This is a genomic window from Nocardioides dilutus (assembly GCF_054779555.1).
On the sequence record NZ_BAAGYA010000001.1, the window covers coordinates 1,722,185 to 1,738,956 of the forward strand.

12 protein-coding genes are annotated in these 16,772 nt (G+C 70.5%); 3 read left to right on the top strand and 9 right to left on the bottom strand.

Translation table 11 applies throughout. From position 1 onward, the window contains the following. Positions 1 to 129 precede the first annotated feature (129 nt). From ACYVC6_RS08425 to ACYVC6_RS08435, 3 genes are read left to right on the top strand one after another with little or no spacing between them, the layout of a single operon-like run. Positions 130 to 1,524: an FGGY family carbohydrate kinase gene (locus ACYVC6_RS08425; protein ID WP_460712884.1), complete on the top strand. Its 1,395-nt coding sequence runs from the start codon at positions 130 to 132 to the stop codon at positions 1,522 to 1,524. Positions 1,525 to 1,546: 22 nt separating this feature from the next. Further along, positions 1,547 to 2,713: a xylose isomerase gene (xylA, locus tag ACYVC6_RS08430; protein WP_460712886.1), complete on the top strand. Its 1,167-nt coding sequence runs from the start codon at positions 1,547 to 1,549 to the stop codon at positions 2,711 to 2,713. A 4-nt stretch (positions 2,714 to 2,717) separates the two neighbouring features. Next, a complete protein-coding gene (locus tag ACYVC6_RS08435) occupies positions 2,718 to 3,911 on the top strand; it encodes an ROK family protein (protein ID WP_460712888.1) in 1,194 nt (397 codons plus the stop codon). A 41-nt stretch (positions 3,912 to 3,952) separates the two neighbouring features. Here ACYVC6_RS08435 and ACYVC6_RS08440 read toward each other — a convergent pair whose 3' ends face one another. The 9 genes from ACYVC6_RS08440 to ACYVC6_RS08480 form a co-directional block, all read right to left on the bottom strand. Continuing rightward, positions 3,953 to 5,179: an ROK family protein gene (locus tag ACYVC6_RS08440; protein WP_460712890.1), complete on the bottom strand. Its 1,227-nt coding sequence runs from the start codon at positions 5,177 to 5,179 to the stop codon at positions 3,953 to 3,955. Between the two features lie 16 nt (positions 5,180 to 5,195). Then, positions 5,196 to 6,482, bottom strand: coding sequence for a sugar ABC transporter permease (locus tag ACYVC6_RS08445; RefSeq protein WP_460712892.1), 1,287 nt, complete (start codon positions 6,480 to 6,482; stop codon positions 5,196 to 5,198). A 14-nt stretch (positions 6,483 to 6,496) separates the two neighbouring features. Then, positions 6,497 to 7,273, bottom strand: coding sequence for an ATP-binding cassette domain-containing protein (locus ACYVC6_RS08450; protein WP_460712894.1), 777 nt, complete (start codon positions 7,271 to 7,273; stop codon positions 6,497 to 6,499). Positions 7,274 to 7,374: 101 nt separating this feature from the next. Then, on the bottom strand, positions 7,375 to 8,469 hold the full coding sequence (locus tag ACYVC6_RS08455; protein ID WP_460712896.1) for a sugar ABC transporter substrate-binding protein: 1,095 nt from the start codon (positions 8,467 to 8,469) through the stop codon (positions 7,375 to 7,377). Between the two features lie 184 nt (positions 8,470 to 8,653). Beyond that, positions 8,654 to 11,206, bottom strand: coding sequence for a bifunctional FO biosynthesis protein CofGH (locus tag ACYVC6_RS08460; protein ID WP_460712898.1), 2,553 nt, complete (start codon positions 11,204 to 11,206; stop codon positions 8,654 to 8,656). 67 nt (positions 11,207 to 11,273) lie between these two features. Further along, positions 11,274 to 13,409, bottom strand: a complete 2,136-nt coding sequence (locus ACYVC6_RS08465) for an MMPL family transporter (protein ID WP_460712900.1) — start codon at positions 13,407 to 13,409, stop codon at positions 11,274 to 11,276. Between the two features lie 190 nt (positions 13,410 to 13,599). Continuing rightward, a complete protein-coding gene (locus ACYVC6_RS08470; RefSeq protein WP_460712902.1) occupies positions 13,600 to 14,748 on the bottom strand; it encodes an acyl-CoA dehydrogenase family protein in 1,149 nt (382 codons plus the stop codon). Beyond that, positions 14,741 to 15,688: an oxygenase MpaB family protein gene (locus ACYVC6_RS08475; RefSeq protein WP_460712904.1), complete on the bottom strand. Its 948-nt coding sequence runs from the start codon at positions 15,686 to 15,688 to the stop codon at positions 14,741 to 14,743. Before ACYVC6_RS08475 ends, ACYVC6_RS08470 begins: the two co-directional genes overlap by 8 nt. Beyond that, the gene (locus ACYVC6_RS08480) at positions 15,688 to 16,719 is read right to left on the bottom strand and encodes an LLM class F420-dependent oxidoreductase (protein ID WP_460712906.1); all 1,032 of its coding nucleotides are present in this window, start codon (positions 16,717 to 16,719) and stop codon (positions 15,688 to 15,690) included. The genes ACYVC6_RS08475 and ACYVC6_RS08480 overlap by 1 nt, the downstream gene beginning before the upstream one ends. Positions 16,720 to 16,772 lie beyond the last annotated feature (53 nt).

The following is a 16,772-nucleotide window of genomic DNA, read 5'->3' on the forward strand; positions in this document are numbered from 1 at the left end:
TTGCTCCCCTCTTTCCCCCGTAACCACCGCGGCGCCGGTCGGCGCAGCGGACGTTCCTCAGCGCTGGTCAGGTACCCCCGACCGTCAGGCTGTTGACATTAGTTCGGGACTCGTACTTATTATGTGACCGTGACCACTGTGCTGGGGGTGGACTCCTCCACCCAGTCGACCAAGGCCCTCCTGGTCGACGCCGCGGACGGCACGGTCCTCCGACGGCAGGGCGCCCCCCACCCACTCGGCACCGAGGTGGATCCGCGGGCCTGGCTCGATGCCTACGACGAGGCGACGACCGGCCTCGCCGACCAGGCGGCCGGCGTCGGCGTCGCCGGCCAGCAGCACGGCATGGTCGCGAGGGACACGGCTGGTGAGCCGGTCCGCGCCGCCCTGTTGTGGAACGACACCCGCTCGGCCGGGGCCGCCGCGGACCTGATCGCCGAGCACGGCGGACCGCAGGCCTGTGCGGATGCGATCGGCAGCGTGCTGGTGGCCTCGTTCACCGCGACCAAGCTGCGGTGGCTCCGCGACCACGAACCCTCCGCTGCGGCCCGGGTCGCCGACGTCCTGCTGCCCCACGACTATGTCGCACTGCACGCCTGCACGGAGGGCACCGCGCCCTTCACCGACCGCGGTGACGCCTCGGGCACCGGCTACTTCGCCACCGCGGCGGGTGAGTGGCGACCCGACCTGGCCGCCGCGGCACTCGGCCACGAGGTCGCCCTCCCGCAGGTCGTCGGACCGGGCTCGGTCGCCGGGGAGACGGTCGGGGGCGCCGTGGTGAGCGCCGGCACCGGCGACAACATGGGCGCCGCGCTCGGCCTCGCCCTCGAGCCCGGCGACGTGGTCCTCTCGGTCGGCACCTCGGGCGTGGCCTCGACGGTGAGCCGGACGCCGGTCGCCGACGGGACCGGGGTGGTCACCGGGTTCGCCGACGCCACCGGTGGGTTCCTGCCGATGGTCACCACCATGAACGCCGCCGGCATCCTCGACCTGCAGGCCGCCCTGCTGGGCGTCGACCACGACGGGCTGTCGGCGCTCGCCCTGGAGGCCCCCGCCGGGGCCAACGGTGTGTGCCTGCTGCCCTACTACGGCGGCGAGCGGACCCCCAACCGGCCGAACGCGGTCGGCACCTGGACCGGGCTGTCAAAGGCCACGACCCGCGCCGACCTCGCCCGGGCGGCGTTCGAGGCCCTGCTCTGCTCGCTCGCCGACGCGGTCGACGAGCTGGTCGCACACACCGGCCAGGAACCCCGGCGGCTGCTCATGATCGGGGGCGCGACGGCCAGCCCGGCCCTGCGCGCCCTGGCGCCCACGATCCTCGGCCGGCCGGTCACCTTCCTGCCGGCGGGGGAGTACGTCGCGCTCGGTGCGGCCCGCCAGGCCGCCTGGGCGCTCTCGGGCGCAGCCGATCCGCCGGCCTGGCCGCTCCCCGGCGGGGAGACCGTCGAGGGCGCGTCGGCCCCCGGCGTCCGTGAGCGCTACGCCGACCTGCGCGACCGCACCCAGTCCTGGACCCACCCGGCATGATCCGAACGAGAGGCAGCATCCGATGACCATCGAGATCCCCGCACCGACCCCCGAGGACAAGTTCTCCTTCGGCCTGTGGACCGTGGGCTGGCAGGCTCGCGACCCGTTCGGCGACGCGACCAGGCCGCCGATGGACACCGTTCACGCGCTGGAGAAGCTCGCCGAGCTCGGTGCCTACGGCGTCAACTTCCACGACGACGACGTCATCCCCTTCGGTAGCGACGACGCGACGCGCGAAGCGATCATCGAGCGGTTCCGCAAGGGCCTGGCCGACACGGGCCTGGTGGTCACCACCGCGACCACCAACCTCTTCACCCTCCCGGTCTTCCGCGACGGCGCGTTCACCTCCAACGTGCGCGACGTACGCCGGTTCGCGATCCGCAAGGTGATGCGCAACCTCGACCTCGCCGCCGAGCTCGGTGCGAAGGTCTATGTCTGCTGGGGCGGGCGCGAGGGCTCCGAGACCGGCGCCGCCAAGGACGTGGCGGTGGCGCTGGACCGCTACCAGGAGGCGTTCAACCTCCTCGGCGACTATGTCGCCGACCAGGGCTACGACCTGCGCTTCGCGATCGAGCCCAAGCCCAACGAGCCGCGCGGCGACATCCTGCTGCCGACCGTCGGCCACGCGCTTGCGTTCATCGGCACGCTCGACCGGCCTGAGCTGGTCGGCGTCAACCCGGAGATCGGGCACGAGGAGATGGCCGGCCTCAACGCCGCCGCCGGCTACGCGCAGGCGCTGTGGCAGGGCAAGCTCTTCCACATCGACCTCAACGGCCAGCACGGGCCGAAGTTCGACCAGGACCTGCGGTTCGGGGCCGGCAACGTGCGGGGGGCTTTCTGGGTGGTCGACACCCTGCTCGCCGGTGGTTACGACGGTCCGGTGCACTTCGACTACAAGCCGGCCCGGACCGAGGACGAGGACGGCGTCTGGTCGTCGGCCAAGGCGTGCATGACCAACTACCTGGTGCTGCGCGAGAAGGTCAAGGCGTTCCGCGCCGACCCCGAGGTGCAGGCCGCGCTCGAGGCATCGCGTGTGCCAGAGCTCGGCGTGCCCACGATGGGGGAGGGCGAGACCTGGCAGGACCTGCAGTCCTGGCCGCTGCCGGACGTCGAGGCCTTGGCCGCCCGCGGGCTCGGCGCCGAGCACCTCGACCAGCTCGCCCTCGAGCATCTCTACGGGGTGCGCTGACCCGATGGCTCAGTCAGGGGGCCAGGTCGAGCCGTCCAGCACTGAGCGGCTCCGGCGGCAGAACGTGTCGCTGGTGCTGCGAAGCCTGCGCCGGGAGGGGCCGGCCACCCGGACCGAGCTGTCCCACCGCACCGGGCTCGCCAAGGCCACCGTCGGTGTGATCGTGGCCGAGCTCGAGCGGGCCCGGGCGGTGCTCGAGGAGGAGTCCCGGGCCGGGGCCCGCGGCCGGCCCGGCCGACCGGTCGCGCTGCACGGCGACCGGTTCGTGGCGCTCGGCCTGGAGATCAACGTCGACTACGTGGCCGTGGTCGTCCTCGACCTCGCCGGCGACACCAGGCTGGTGGAGATCCGCCCCACGCCGCTCGACGTGCTGCGCCGTGAGCAGGCGCTCCTCGACCTCGTCGAGCAGGCCGTGCTCCCGGCAGTGGCCGGGCGCGTGCTGGTCGGCGCCACGCTGGCCGTCCCGGGCCTGGTGCGCGGCGACGACCGCACCGTCGCCTGGGCGCCCAACGTCCCGCTGCGGGGGGACTCGCTCGTCCGGCGGCTCGAGCGCCTGCTGGGAGGGCGCTGCCGGATCCGGGTCAGCAACGACGCCAACTGCGCGGCGTACGCCGAGACCCACCACGGTGCCGCGACCGACAGCCCGCACGTGCTCTACCTGACGGGCACCGTGGGCATCGGCGCCGGCATCGTCGAGGACGGCGAGCTGGTGCGGGGCGCCACCGGGTTCGCCGGCGAGGTCGGCCACATGCCGGTCGGCGACCCGGACGCGCAGTGCGGTTGCGGCCGCCGGGGCTGCTGGGAGGCGTCGATCGGTCTGCACGCCATGCTCGAGGAGGTCGGCATGACCGAGCTGGCGACTCCGCTGGACACCTCGCGAGCGGTCGCGACCCGTGCCCTCACCGATGTGGCCGTGCGCTCCGGCCTCGCCCGGATCGGACGCGACGTGGGCCTCGGGATAGCCGTCCTGACCCAGGTGCTCGACCCGGGCGTGGTCGTCCTGGGTGGCTACTTCGTGCCGCTGGGGGACCTGGTCCTCGGGCCGGCCCGCCGCACGCTCGACGAGCGGCTGGTCTCGGAGGTCCAGCACCGCCCCGAGCTCCGGCCCGGCGCCCTCGGCATCCAGGCCGCCGCGCTCGGTGCTGCCGAGTGGTCCTTCGGCGACCTGCTCGCCGGCGAGCTCGACCTGTCGGCGTGAGTGAGTTCACCGGCTAGCCGGTGAAACTCACGCCCGCTCGATCAGCCGGCCAGGCGGGCGCGGACGTCCACCAGGGCGGTGCCGAGCGCGGCGACCGGGTCGACGAGGAGCGGCTCGAAGGCCATCTCGGCCGCCCCCAGCAGCACCGAGTCGTCGCCGAGGCCGGGGAGCGCCAGGGTCACGGACTCCAAGGGTGCGGGCAGCGAGCGCTCCGTCATCCCGCGGGTCACCTCGGGGCCGACCAGCGCGTAGAGGGCGCGGAAGTAGCCGCCGAGCACGATCATCCGCGGGTTGAAGGCGTTGACGATGCTGGCCAGGCCCGAGCCGATGTGACCGCCGATCACGCGCAGCTCCTTGGTCGGCTCGGTGAAGCTGTCCAGGACCTCCCCGAGCTGGGGGATCTTGTCCTCGGGACAGCGGATCGCCGAGGCGATGGCGTGGGCCCCCACCTCGGTCTCCCAGCAGCCGCGGTTGCCGCAGTGGCACGGCTTGCCGGCCGGGTTGAACCGCAGGTGTCCGATCTCGCCGGCGTAGCCGCCCGCTCCCTCCAGCCGGCGTCCGGCGGTGATGACCCCGGCGCCGACACCGACGTTGCCGGAGACGTAGATCAGGTCGTCGACGCCGACCCCGACCCCGCGCTCGTGCTCGGCGAGCGCCCCAAGGTCGGCGTCGTTGGCGAGCGAGATCGGTACGTCGAGCCCCAGCGCCGCGAGCACGATCGAGCCGAACGAGACGTCGTGCCACTCCAGGTTGGGGGCGAGCCGCACCAGCCCGTCGCTGCGCCGGACGAGACCCGGGACGCTGATCCCGATCCCCACGAGCGGGGCCGAGGCCGCGGCGTCCTCGGTGACCTGGCGGATCAGCGTGGCCACGGACGCCCCGACCTGCCAGGCCTCGGCCACTCCGTCGATGGGTGCCTGGGCGCGCTGGAGCACGATGCCGCCCAGCCCGATCCGGGCCACCGACATCCGGTCGACGCCGAGGTCGACCGCGATCACGTACGGACCGTGGTCGGTCAGGGCGACGCCGGCCGAGGGGCGGCCGGCCCCCCGCCGACCGCCCGCCGGCACGGCCCGCTCGGTCACGCCGAGCGACTCGAGCTCGCCCACCAGCCCCGCGATGGTGCTCCGGTTGAGCCCCATCGCGCTGGTGAGCTCGGCCCGGGACACCTGCCCGGCACGGTGGACGTGCCGGAGCAGGGTGCCCAGGTTGTGGCGGCGGACGGCTTCCTGGTTGGTCCCCGTGCCCGCCCGTCGGTCGGTGCTCATCGAGCTCCCGGCGTTCCTAGACCCCGGCCGCGGAACGACGGCGGCGCGAGATCGCGTCGACGCCTGCGGCGAGGAGGAGGACGGCACCGGTCACGACGAAGTTGAGCCAGGCAGCGTTGTTGAGCAGGAGCAGCCCGTTGAGGATCGTCGCGATGACCAGTCCACCGATGATGGCGTCGACGGCGCGGCCCCTACCGCCGAAGAGGCTGGTCCCGCCGATCACGGCAGCGCCCACGGCGTAGAGCAGGGTGTTGCTGCCACCCGATCCGGGGGAGATCTTGCCGGTGTTGGCGGCGAGCAGGAGGCCGCTGACCGCCGCCATCGTCGTGCAGGCGACGAACGCGGAGGTCCGGATCCGCGCCACGTTGATGCCGGCCCGACGGGCGGCCTCGGCGTTGCCACCGACGGCGTAGATGTGCCGGCCGTAGCGGGTGCGGGTCAGGATGAACGTCCACAGGATCAGCAGGACGACGACCACGATGAGCATCTGCGGCACGCCCTCGATCGGGAAGTTGGGGTTGCGGCTGCGGTTCTGGTTGAAGAAGGTGACCAGGCCGAGCAGGATGGCCGCTACGACGCCGATCCGGATCAGGACCAGGCTGAGGGGCGGGTGCTGGAGGCCCTGGGCGACCTGGGTGCGGAAGGTGCGCGCCGACAGCAGCGCGTAGGCGGCGACGAGCACGGCCGCGCCGATCCAGCCGACCGTCGGGTCGACGTTCTTGATCGCCAGGCCGCGGAGCACCTCGTTGTTGAAGCGGACCGAGCCGCCCTGCCCGATGAAGTAGAGCATCACGCCCTGGAGACCCAGGAAGTACGCCAGCGTGACCACGAACGACGGGATGCCCAGGCGCGCCACCAGCAGGCCGATCTGCACGCCGATGAACACTCCGACGGCCAGCGCGGCCGCCGTGGCGACGTACCAGCTCTGGCCGTGGTCGATCATGAGCAGGCCGGCCGTCATGGCGCCCGTGCTGCCCGCCACGCCGGCGGACAGGTCGATCTCGCCGAGCAGCAGGACCGGGACGAGGCCCAGGGCGAGCACGCAGATCGGGCCGGCCTGGGTGACCAGGTTGGCAAGGTTGAGCGTGGTGGTGAAGGTGTCGCTGGCGAAGCTGAAGATGATCATCAGCAGGATCAGGCCCAAGATCGCCGGCAGCGATCCCATGTCGCCGCCGCGCACTCGGGCGACGTACTCCTGGAAGGCGCCGCCCAGGGAGACGTTGTGCACGGTGTCGCCGGAGAAGGCCTTGTCCGCGGCCGCGGTGCCTCCCGCGTCGGGCTGGTCGTTGGTCTCGACAGTCATATGTCCGTTCCTCCTCAGACGCTCGCGGTGGCGGGGTTCTCGGAGATGCCCAGATCGCCGGAGCGGCCGGCGGTGATGAGCTCGACCACCTGGCTGTGGGTCACGTCCTTGGCGGCCACGTCCGCGGCCACGCGTCCGAGGTAGAGCGCTGTGATCCGGTCGGCGACCTCGAAGACGTCGGTCATGTTGTGCGAGATGAGCACGACGCCGAGGCCGCGGTCGGCGAGACGGCGCACCAGGTCGAGGACCTGGCGGGTCTGGGCCACGCCCAGCGCGGCGGTCGGCTCGTCAAGGATCACGATCCGGGAGTTCCACAGGACCGCCTTGGCGATCGCCACGGTCTGGCGCTGGCCTCCGGAGAGACTGGCGACGGTCTGACGCACCGAGTTGACGGTGCGGACCGACAGGGAGGCGAGGGTTTCCCGGGCTCGGGACTCCATGTCCGGCTCGTCGAGCGTGCCGCGCTTGAGCTCCTCGCGGCCCAGGAACATGTTCTGGACGATGTCGAGGTTGTCGCACAGCGCGAGGTCCTGGTAGACGACCTCGATGCCGAGGGCGGCCACGTCGCGGGGGCCGTGGACCTCGACCTGCTTGCCGTCGAAGTAGTAGTCCCCGCTGTCGCGGCCGTAGATACCGGCGATGATCTTGATCAGGGTCGACTTCCCGGCGCCGTTGTCGCCGACCAGCGCCGTGACCGTGCCGGGATAGACGGCGAAGTCGACGTCGTGCAGGACGTGGACGACGCCGAAACTCTTGTTGACTCCGCGCAGCTCGAGCAGCGGCTGGCTCATCGGGACTCCTTGGGCCGAGATTGGTTGTTCGGATGAACGAAAGGCGCCCGGGCCGGGTGATCCGACCCGGGCGCCCTCGCTATCTGGTCAGTCTCCTACGGTCAGGAGATTCCCGCCTCGGCGCACAGCGCGGCGTACTCGCCCGCGCACACGTCAGCTGCCGTCTGGCCACCGTCGTCGATCACGTCCTTGACGGTGTCCTTGGTGATCCCGACCGGCGTGAGCAGGATCGACGGAACGTCGCGGCCGCCCTCGCTGTCCTCGACCGTGCCGGTGGTCTCGGCCTCCTCGCCGTTGACCAGGGCGATCGCCGCGTCGGCGAGTGCACCGGCCTCGAGCTTGGCGGACTTGTAGACCGTCATGCACTGGGTGCCGGCGAGGATGTTCTGCAGCCCCTCGACCGTCGCGTCCTGGCCGGTCACGGGGACCTGGCCGGCGAGACCGTTCTTCTCGAGGACCGAGATGACCGAGCCACCGAGACCGTCGTTGGCGGCGAGCACGCCGTCGACCTTGCCGTCGGCCTGGGTGAAGAGCTGCTCGAAGATGGTCACGGCCTGCTCGTTGTCCCAGTCCGGAACCGCCTGCTCGCCGACGATCGTGTAGTCGGTGATCGGGTCGAGAACGCTGTGCGCACCGGCCGAGAAGAGCGTCGCGTTGTTGTCGGTCGGCGACCCGTTCAGGTAGATGATGTTGGCGGGGCCTTCGCCGAGGCAGTCCGCGAGACCCTGTCCCTGGAGCTCACCGACGACGGTGTTGTCGAAGGAGACGTAGTAGTCCGCCGAACCGCCGAGAGTCAGCCGGTCGTAGTCGATGGTCTTGACGCCCTGCGCGGCCGCCTCTTCCTCGATCGCGGCACCCGACTCGGAGTCGAGGTTGACGATCGCGAGCACGGTCACGCCGTCGGCGATCATGCCGTCGGCGATGGTGCCCATCTTCTCGGCGTCGCCCTCGGCGTTCTGGATGGTGTATTCGACACCGGCCGCCTCGAAGGCCTTCTCGAGCTCCGGGCGGTCCGAGGCCTCCCAGCGGACCGAGGACTCAGTGTCGGGAAGGATGACGCCGATCTTGCCGGCGCTGGTGCCGCCGTTGTCGCCGCCGTCGTTGCCCGAACCACCGTTGTCGTCGTCACCGCACGCGGTGAGTGTCAGGGCGAACCCCAGCATCCCCACCACGGCGAAACTAACCTTTCGCTGCACGCGAACCGCCTCCTGTTTCGCTTCCGATGCCCGGCTCAGCTCGTCCTGAGGAGTTGTTGCGCCTGGCGTTTGTTGTTCGCGACAACATATGGTGTGACGGCCGTCATGTAAATGGGCCAAACGTCCCGTGATCGTTTCGTTACCGACGGCGCGTGACCAGCGGCCGCGCGGTCGCGACCGGACCTCAACGAGAGCCGTAGAGCGTGGTGCGCTCCCGGACCGGGCGGCCGATGCCGGCCCCGATCTCGACCAGCTCGGCGACGGTCTTGGCCGAGCCGTGCTCGGAGCCGGCCATCCGGGAGATGGTCTCCTCCATCAAGGTGCCGCCGACGTCGTTGGCGCCGGCCTGGAGCATCGCCCGAGTGCCATCCACGCCGAGCTTGACCCAGCTGGTCTGGATGTTGCGGATCCGGCCGTGCAGCAGGATCCGGGCCATCGCGTGGACGGCGAGGTTGTCGCGCAGGGTCGGCCCGGGGCGGGCGACGCCGGCCAGGTAGATCGGGGCGCTGGTGTGGACGAAGGGCAGCGGCACGAACTCGGTGAACCCCTCGGTCTCCTCCTGGATGCGGGACAGGACCCGGAGGTGGCTGACCCAGTGCCGCGGGTTGTCGACGTGGCCGTACATCATCGTGCTGGTCGTCGGGATGCCGACCTTGTGAGCGGTGGTGACGACCTCGACCCAGGTGCGGGTCGGCAGCTTGCCCTTGGTGAGGATCCAGCGGACCTCGTCGTCGAGGATCTCCGCCGCGGTGCCGGGCAGTGACCCGAGGCCGGCCTCGCGGGCCTTGATCAGGAAGTCCTCGATCGACAGCCCGGTGCGGGCGGTGCCGTTGACGACCTCCATCGGGCTGAACGCGTGGACGTGCATCTCCGGCACCCGCTGCTTCACCGCGGTGACGAGGTCGAAGTAGGCGGTGGCCGGCAGCTCAGGGTCGATGCCGCCCTGCATGCACACCTCGGTGGCGCCGAGGTCCCACGCCTCGGCGGCCCGGTCGGCGACCTCGTCGAGGGAGAGCGAGTAGGCGTCGGCATCGGTGCGCCGCTGGGCGAACGCGCAGAACCGGCAGCCGACGTAGCAGACGTTGGTGAAGTTGATGTTGCGGTTGACGACGTAGGTCACCTCGTCGCCAACCACCTCCCGGCGCAGGTCGTCGGCCAGCCGCACCACCTGCTCGAGCAGCGCGCCCTCCGCCGTCATCAGGGTCAGGGCGTGCTCGTCCGACAGGTTGCCGGGGTCCTTCTCGGCCGCCCGCAGCGCGGATAGTCCCTGACGATTGGCACGCCCGGACCGCGTGTCGCCGTGCGAAACGTCTGGGACTATCTCGCCGGCCCGGTCGCTCACCTGCTCCTTCAGGGCGTCCCAGTCGCCGTAGACGTCGGCGAAGTCCGAGCGGCGGTCGTCGGTGCGCCCCTCCGCATCCACCGCGGCGTAGAGGTCCGTCCTCCCGACGTTGGCGAAGCCGCCGTCGGGCTCCTGCCACGGCAGGCCGGTGGGGCGTACGCCGGGCCGCGCCAGCCCGTCCGGCCCGGCGAGCGCGGCGACGTGGGCGGAGACCCGAGGGTCGAGCCACGGCTCGCCCTGGCGGACGTACTCAGGGTGGACCGTGAGCCGGGCGGCCAGCTCGAAGCCGGCTTCGGCGGTGATCGTCCGCAGGCGTTCCAGTGACGGCCAGGGACGTTCGGGGTTGACGTGGTCGGGCGTCAGCGGAGAGACACCGCCCCAGTCGTCCACGCCCGCCTCGAGCAGGGCTCGGCACTCCGCAGCCCCCTCGGAGTGGTCGACCAGGTTGGGCGGCGCCTGCACCCGGGCCTTGGGGCCGAGCACCAGGCGGGTGACCGCGATGGCAGCCCGGTAGTCGTCGAGGTCGAGGTCGTCGGTGTGCCGCATCGCCGTGTCCGGCTTGGCCCGGAAGTTCTGGACGATCACCTCCTGCACCGCCGAGTAGCGGCGCGCGGTGGCCCGCAGCGCGAAGATCGTCTCGGCCCGCTCGGTGAGCGTCTCGCCGATGCCGACCAGCAGACCGGTCGTGAACGGGATCGACAGCCGCCCGGCGTCCTCCAGCACCCGGAGCCTGACCTCCGGGTCCTTGTCCGGCGACCCGAAGTGCGCCTCGCCCTTGGTCTCGAACAGCCGTCGCGAGGTCGTCTCCAGCATCATCCCCATCGACGGGGAGACCGGCTTGAGCCGGTTGAGCTCCTCCCACGACATGACGCCGGGGTTGAGGTGGGGGAGGAGGCCGGTCTCCTCCAGCACCCGGACGGCCATCGCCCGGACGTAGGCGAGCGTCGAGTCGTAGCCCTTCTCGTCCAACCACCGTCGCGCTTCGGGCCAGCGGTCCTCGGGCCGGTCGCCCAGGGTGAACAACGCCTCCAGACAACCAAGCTCCGCACCCTGCCGGGCGATGTGGAGGATCTCGTCGGGGGAGAGGTAGGGCTCGCGGCCATCGCGAGCGGCCTGACCCGGGGTCTCCACGAACGTGCAGTAGTGGCAGCGGTCGCGACAGAGCCTGGTGACCGGGATGAAGACCTTGGGGGAGTAGGTGACCACCCGCGACCTTCCGGCGGCCACGAGCCCGGCGTCGCGGACCTGGGCGGCGGCCGCGCAGAGCCGGTCGAGGTCGGCTCCGGTGGCGGCCAGCAGCGCAGTGGCCTCGGCGAGGTCGAGGGCGGCACCGCGCTCCGCGCGGGCGAGAGCCCGGCGGACCTGCTGAGGTGTCACCACCGACTCAATGCCCATTGCGTTCACGGTAACGAGACGTGGGCCGGGGTGATTCCCCCGGCCCACCTCGTGGAACGTGTTCTAGCTAGTGGACACCCGCCGACACCGGCTGCTTCTCCTCCGCGGGCGGCTCCACCGCGTTGCCGTTGCGGTCCAGGTTGCCGGGCCACCAGATCTTCCCGCCGAGGTCGAGGTTGATCGCAGTGACCAGGACGGAGCGGACGATCATGGTGTCGAGCAGGACCCCGAGCGCGATCGTCGTGCCGATCTGCAGGGCGAACGTCATCGGCATGGTGGCGAGCATCGCGAACGTCGCCGCCAGCACGAATCCGGCCGAGGTGATCACGCCCCCGGTCGACGACAGGGCGATCAGCGAGCCCCGTCGGGTGCCGTGCTGCAGGGTCTCCTCACGGACCCGGGTCATCAGGAAGATGTTGTAGTCGATGCCCAGGGCCACCAGGAACACGAACGCGAACAGCGGGAAGCCGGGGTCGACGTTGGGGAGCCCGTAGACGAAGTCGAACACCAGCCCGGAGATGCCGAGCGCCGCTCCGAAGGACAGGATCACCGTGCCGATGAGCAGCAGCGGCGCGACCAGGGCACGCAGCAGGGCCACCAGGATCAGCAGCACGGCGAGCAGGACGATCGGGATGATCACCCGGTTGTCACGTTCGGACGCCTCCATGATGTCCATCGTCAGCGCCGTCCACCCCGTCACCTGTGCCTCGTCGGAGACCGCGTGCACGCGCTCGCGGACCTCGGCGACGGCGTCCTTGGCCGCGTCCGAGATCGAGTCGGCCTGCAGGGAGGCCATGATCAGCGCCGTGTCGCCCTCGACGAGGGGCGGCATGGGGGCGTCGAGACCCTCGATGCCGGTCATCGCCTCCGCCACCTTCTCCGCGTCGGCCGCCGGGGCCACGACCTGCACCGGCGTGCTCGCGTCGACCAGGTCGTGCTCGTTGAGCAGCTCCTGGCCCGTCACCGAGCCGACCTCGTCACCGGCGTAGATCTCGTCGGACGGCGTGCCCGACGTGTCGAGCCGGAAGAAGCCGAGGCAGAGAGCGCCCAGCACCAGGGCGGTCCCGATCCACACGAACCGAGGCCGCTTCTCGATGGTGTTGCCGATGCGGGCCCAGACTCCCGACGCGGTGGGCTCCTCGCTTCCGAAGTGCGGCACGTAGGGCCAGAAGACCCAGCGACCGAAGATCACCAGCAGCGCCGGGAGCAGGGTCACCATCACCACGAACGTGACGGCGATCGCCACCGCGTTGGCGGGCCCGAGGCCGGCCGTCGAGTTGAGCTCGGCGAACATCAGGCAGAGCAGGCCGACCACGACCGTGGCCGCGCTGGCCAGGATCGCGGGCGCCGCGCGGTGCAGCGCGAACGCCATCGCCTCGTGCCGGTCCTCGTGGCGGCGGAGCTCCTCGCGATATCTGGCGACCAGCAGGAGGGCGTAGTCGGTGCCGGCCCCGATCACCAGCACCATCATGATGAACTGTGTCTGGCCGTTGATGGTGAGGCCGGCGTACTTCGCCAGGAAGTAGAGCAGGCCCATCGACATCCCGAGACCCACCACCGCGGTGAAGATCGGCAGGATCCAGAGCAGAGGACTGCGGTAGCTGACGAGCAGGATGAGGATCACCGCGAGCAGCGTGATCAGCAGCAGCCGGCCCTCGAAGCCCTCGAACGCGGCCGCCTGGTCGGCGGTCTGACCGCCGGCGCCGGCGACGTAGACCTCGACGCCGTCGGTCTCCGTGAGGTCACGGATGTCCTCGGCGACGCCGGGCAGGTCGTACCACACCTCGTCGCCCCGGTTGATGGTGAAGTCGAGCTTGGCCACCTGGCCGTCGTCGGAGACGTAGTGGACCGGGAGGCCGGCCGCCTCGGCGCGCGCCGGGGTGATCACGTTGGTGACGCCCTCGATCTGCTCGATCTCGGTGGCGTGCTCCTCGATGGCGGCCAGCTGGGCGTCGGTGAGGCCGTCCTCGTTGTAGTAGACGACCGTCGTCCCCATGTCGTTGGGGTCCTGGAACGCGTCGAGTCGCTTGATCGCCTGCGTCGACTCCGCGCTCTCGGGCAGCCAGGACGACATCTCGTTGTCCTGGACGTCGAGCAGCTTGCCGGAGAACGAGCCGAGACCGCCGGCGATCACGAGAACGCCGACGAGAACGATCCACTTGGTGATGCGGCCGGTGAGCTTGCCGGCGATCTGTCGATGCATGGGGTAACTCCATCAGAAGGCGGGGACAGTCGGCATCAGGGTTTTCCCCGAGGTCTGGGTTGTCAGACCGGATCACCCTCGCCAACTCATCGACACCATTGGAAAACGAAACGTGACAGATCGGTGAGCTGTCTAGACACGTGGCCGCATTGTCCCGCGGAACGCCGCGGCGAACAGCGGTCAGCCGCGGCTAGAGCCCCAACATTCTTCCGATTATTTCTTTCTGGATCTCGGTCGTGCCGCCGTAGATGGTCTGGATGCGGCTGTCGACGAACGCCCTGGCGATGGGGTATTCGAGCATGTAGCCGTAGCCGCCGAAGAGCTGGACGCCCTGGTCGACGACCTTCTTCTGCAGCTCGGTGGTCCACCACTTCGCCATCGACGCGAGCGACGTGTCGACCTCGCCGGCGTTGAGCTTGGTCACGCAGTCGTTGACGAACACCCGCGCGATGTGGACCTCGGTCGCCATCTCGGCCAGCAGGAAGCGGTTGTGCTGGAACGAGCCGATCGGCTTGCCGAACGCCTGCCGCTCCTTGGCGTAGGACAGGCAGAGCTCGAGCACGTGCTCGCACGCCGCCACGGCGATCGCCGCGATGGACACCCGCTCCTGCGGCAGGTTCTCCATCAGCGAGACGAAGCCGGAGCCCTCCTCGCCGAGCAGGTTGTCCTTGGGGACCACGACGTTGTCGAAGAACAGCTCGGCGGTGTCCTGCGCCTTGAGCCCGACCTTGTCGAGGTTGCGGCCGCGCTCGAAGCCCTCCATGCCGCGCTCGACGACGAGCAGGCTGATGCCCTGGTGGCCGGCGTCCGGGTTGGTGCGCGCGACCACGATGACCAGGTCGCTCATGATCCCGTTGCTGATGAAGGTCTTGGAGCCGTTGAGGACGTAGTGGTCGCCCTTGTCGACGGCGGTGGTGCGGATGCCCTGGAGGTCCGAGCCGGCGCCAGGCTCGGTCATCGCGATCGCCGAGATCAGCTCGCCGCTCACCAGGCCCGGCAGCCAGCGCTGCTTCTGCTCGGGGGTGGCGAGGTGGCTGATATAGGGGACGATCACGTCGTTGTGCACCGGGAAGCCGACGCCGCTCGCCCCGGCCCGGGTGATCTCCTCGATCAGCACCATGTTGAACCGGAAGTCCTTCATCCCGGCGCCGCCGTACTCCTCGTCGACGTCGAAGCAGAGCAGCCCCGCCTCGCCCGCCTTGAGCCACACCTCCCGGCTCACCTGGCCGTCCTTCTCCCACTGGTCGTGGAACGGGACGACCTCCTTGTCCATGAAGGCGCGGGCGGTGCGCCGGAAGTCCTCGTGCTCCTGCTCGTAGATCGAGGGGCGGTCAGGCAACGGAGTGCTCCTTGGTCGTGTCGAGCGTCGTGTCGAGCATGGCCTTGTTGAGCTCGTCGAGCATCTTGCTCGGCCCGATCTGGTCGAGCCGGTAGCCGCCCGGGTAGGTCGGGTGGTGCCGCTCGTACGGCGCCACGCGCGGCGACTCGAGGAAGCGGAGCGCCTTGGCGCGGGCGCGCAGCCCGAGGTCGACGGCCGCGACCAGCGCCCGCGGCTGCCTGGGCATGCCGAGCGCCTCGCGGAGCGGCTCGTCCATCAGCGCGATCGTGACCCGGCGGAAGAGGGGGCGCAGGAGCCACGGGGCGGTCTGCCGGCCGATCCGGATCGTGGCCTCGGTGACCCGGGTGTTGGCCGGGTCGAGCCGGAAGTGCTCGCGCTCGTAGTCGACGAGCAGCTGGAGGTAGCCGTCGTAGGTGTCGGGCAGGCCGGTGATGTTCATCAGCTCGCCGAAGCGGGTGGTGAACCGGGTCAGCGCCACGATCTCGACCGGGTCGAGCCGCCGCCAGCCGTACCTCTCGATCCAGCGCACCGGGCCGACCAGGGTAGTGGCCAGGACGTACTGGAACTCGTCGTTGGGGATCTTGTAGTGACCGTGGATCCGGTTGAGCCGGTCCACGGCCGCTTTGGCGCGCGGGGACTCGATGCCGTCGGCGACCGCCTCCTCCTGGAAGATCAACGTGTCGTCGTAGCGCTTGATGCCGTCGCCCTCGAACTGCTGGGTCCGGTCGAGCAGCCGGGCGATCGACGGCACGCCGTAGTCGCGCAGGAACGCGATGGCCGTGCCCTGGTCGAAGTCCCACGGGAAGTCGTGGCGGGCGGTGAGCGTGACGATCCGGTCGCGGTCGGCGTCGTCGTAGGGGTCGAGCGTGCGGATCTCGGCGAGGTTGTCGAAGCGTCCCCGTCGATGGGGGAGCCGTCCCACCCGCTCGAGCAGGCGCATCAGGACACCCAGTCCTTGACCTGGCTCACCAGGGCGGCCGGGTCGTCGCCGACCGGCACGATCGAGAGGTGGCTGACGCCGGCCTCGTCGAAGGCGGCGATCCGCTCCTTGACGTACGACGCGGGGCCGACCAGGTTGCTCGCCTCGATCCACTCCATCGGGACCAGCGCCTCGGCCTCCTTCTTCTTGCCGTCGAGGTAGAGGTCCTGGATCTCCTTGGCCTCCTTCTCGTAGCCGTAGTGGCAGGCGAGCTCGTTGTAGAAGTTCTTGCCGCGGGCGCCCATGCCGCCGACGTAGAGGGCGTACATCGGCCGGAGGAAGTCGAGCAGCCCCTTGACGTCGTCGCCGACGGCGAGCATCCCGCCCGCGCTGATCTGCAGCGGGCCCAGCTCGCCGGAGCGCTTGGCCGCGCCGGCGTCGAGCGAGTCGCCCCACACGTCGCGGGCCTTCTCCGGAACGAACATGATCGGGAGCCAGCCGTCGGCGAGCTCGGCGGTCATCTCCACGTTCTTGTCGCCCAGGGACGCGATCCAGATCGGGATGGTGTCGCGCTCGGGCTTGGTGAGGATCTTGAGCGGCTTGCCGAGGCCGAGCCCCTTGCCCTCCGACAGCGGGATGTCGAAGAACGCGTTGTGGGACTCGAGCGGCTCGCGCTTGAGGCCGGAGCGGACCAGCCGGATGACCTCGCGGGTGCGGCCGAGCGGCTTGTCGTAGGGCATCCCGTGGAAGCCCTCGATGACCTGCGGACCGGAGGCGCCGAGGCCGAGCACGGCCCGGCCGGCCGAGACGTTGTCCAGCCCGGCCGCGGTCTGCAGGATCGCCCCAGGTGTGCGGGAGAAGACGTTGATGATGCCGGCGGCGATCTCGAGCCGCTCGGTCTTGGCCGCCAGATAGCCCATCAGCGTGGGGGAGTCGAAGCCGTATGCCTCGGCGACCCAGACCATGTCGAGGCCGGCCTTCTCGAGCTCGGCCACCTGGTCAGCGGTGGCGCGCGGGTTGCCGTCGTACTGGAGGGGGTAGGAGAGCTGCACCCCCCAACTGTGACAGTTTCACTGTCACAATCGCAAGGGAGGGCTCACCGGCC

Bases quoted from the DNA above. Each gene is read 5' to 3' on its own strand.
- ACYVC6_RS08460 (WP_460712898.1), bottom strand. From the start codon at position 11,206: ATGGGCATTGAGTCGGTGGTGACACCTCAGCAGGTCCGCCGGGCTCTC.
- xylA (WP_460712886.1), top strand. From the start codon at position 1,547: ATGACCATCGAGATCCCCGCACCGACCCCCGAGGACAAGTTCTCCTTC.
- ACYVC6_RS08435 (WP_460712888.1), top strand. From the start codon at position 2,718: ATGGCTCAGTCAGGGGGCCAGGTCGAGCCGTCCAGCACTGAGCGGCTC.
- ACYVC6_RS08450 (WP_460712894.1), bottom strand. From the start codon at position 7,273: ATGAGCCAGCCGCTGCTCGAGCTGCGCGGAGTCAACAAGAGTTTCGGC.
- ACYVC6_RS08445 (WP_460712892.1), bottom strand. From the start codon at position 6,482: ATGACTGTCGAGACCAACGACCAGCCCGACGCGGGAGGCACCGCGGCC.
- ACYVC6_RS08475 (WP_460712904.1), bottom strand. From the start codon at position 15,688: ATGCGCCTGCTCGAGCGGGTGGGACGGCTCCCCCATCGACGGGGACGC.
- ACYVC6_RS08440 (WP_460712890.1), bottom strand. From the start codon at position 5,179: ATGAGCACCGACCGACGGGCGGGCACGGGGACCAACCAGGAAGCCGTC.
- ACYVC6_RS08465 (WP_460712900.1), bottom strand. From the start codon at position 13,409: ATGCATCGACAGATCGCCGGCAAGCTCACCGGCCGCATCACCAAGTGG.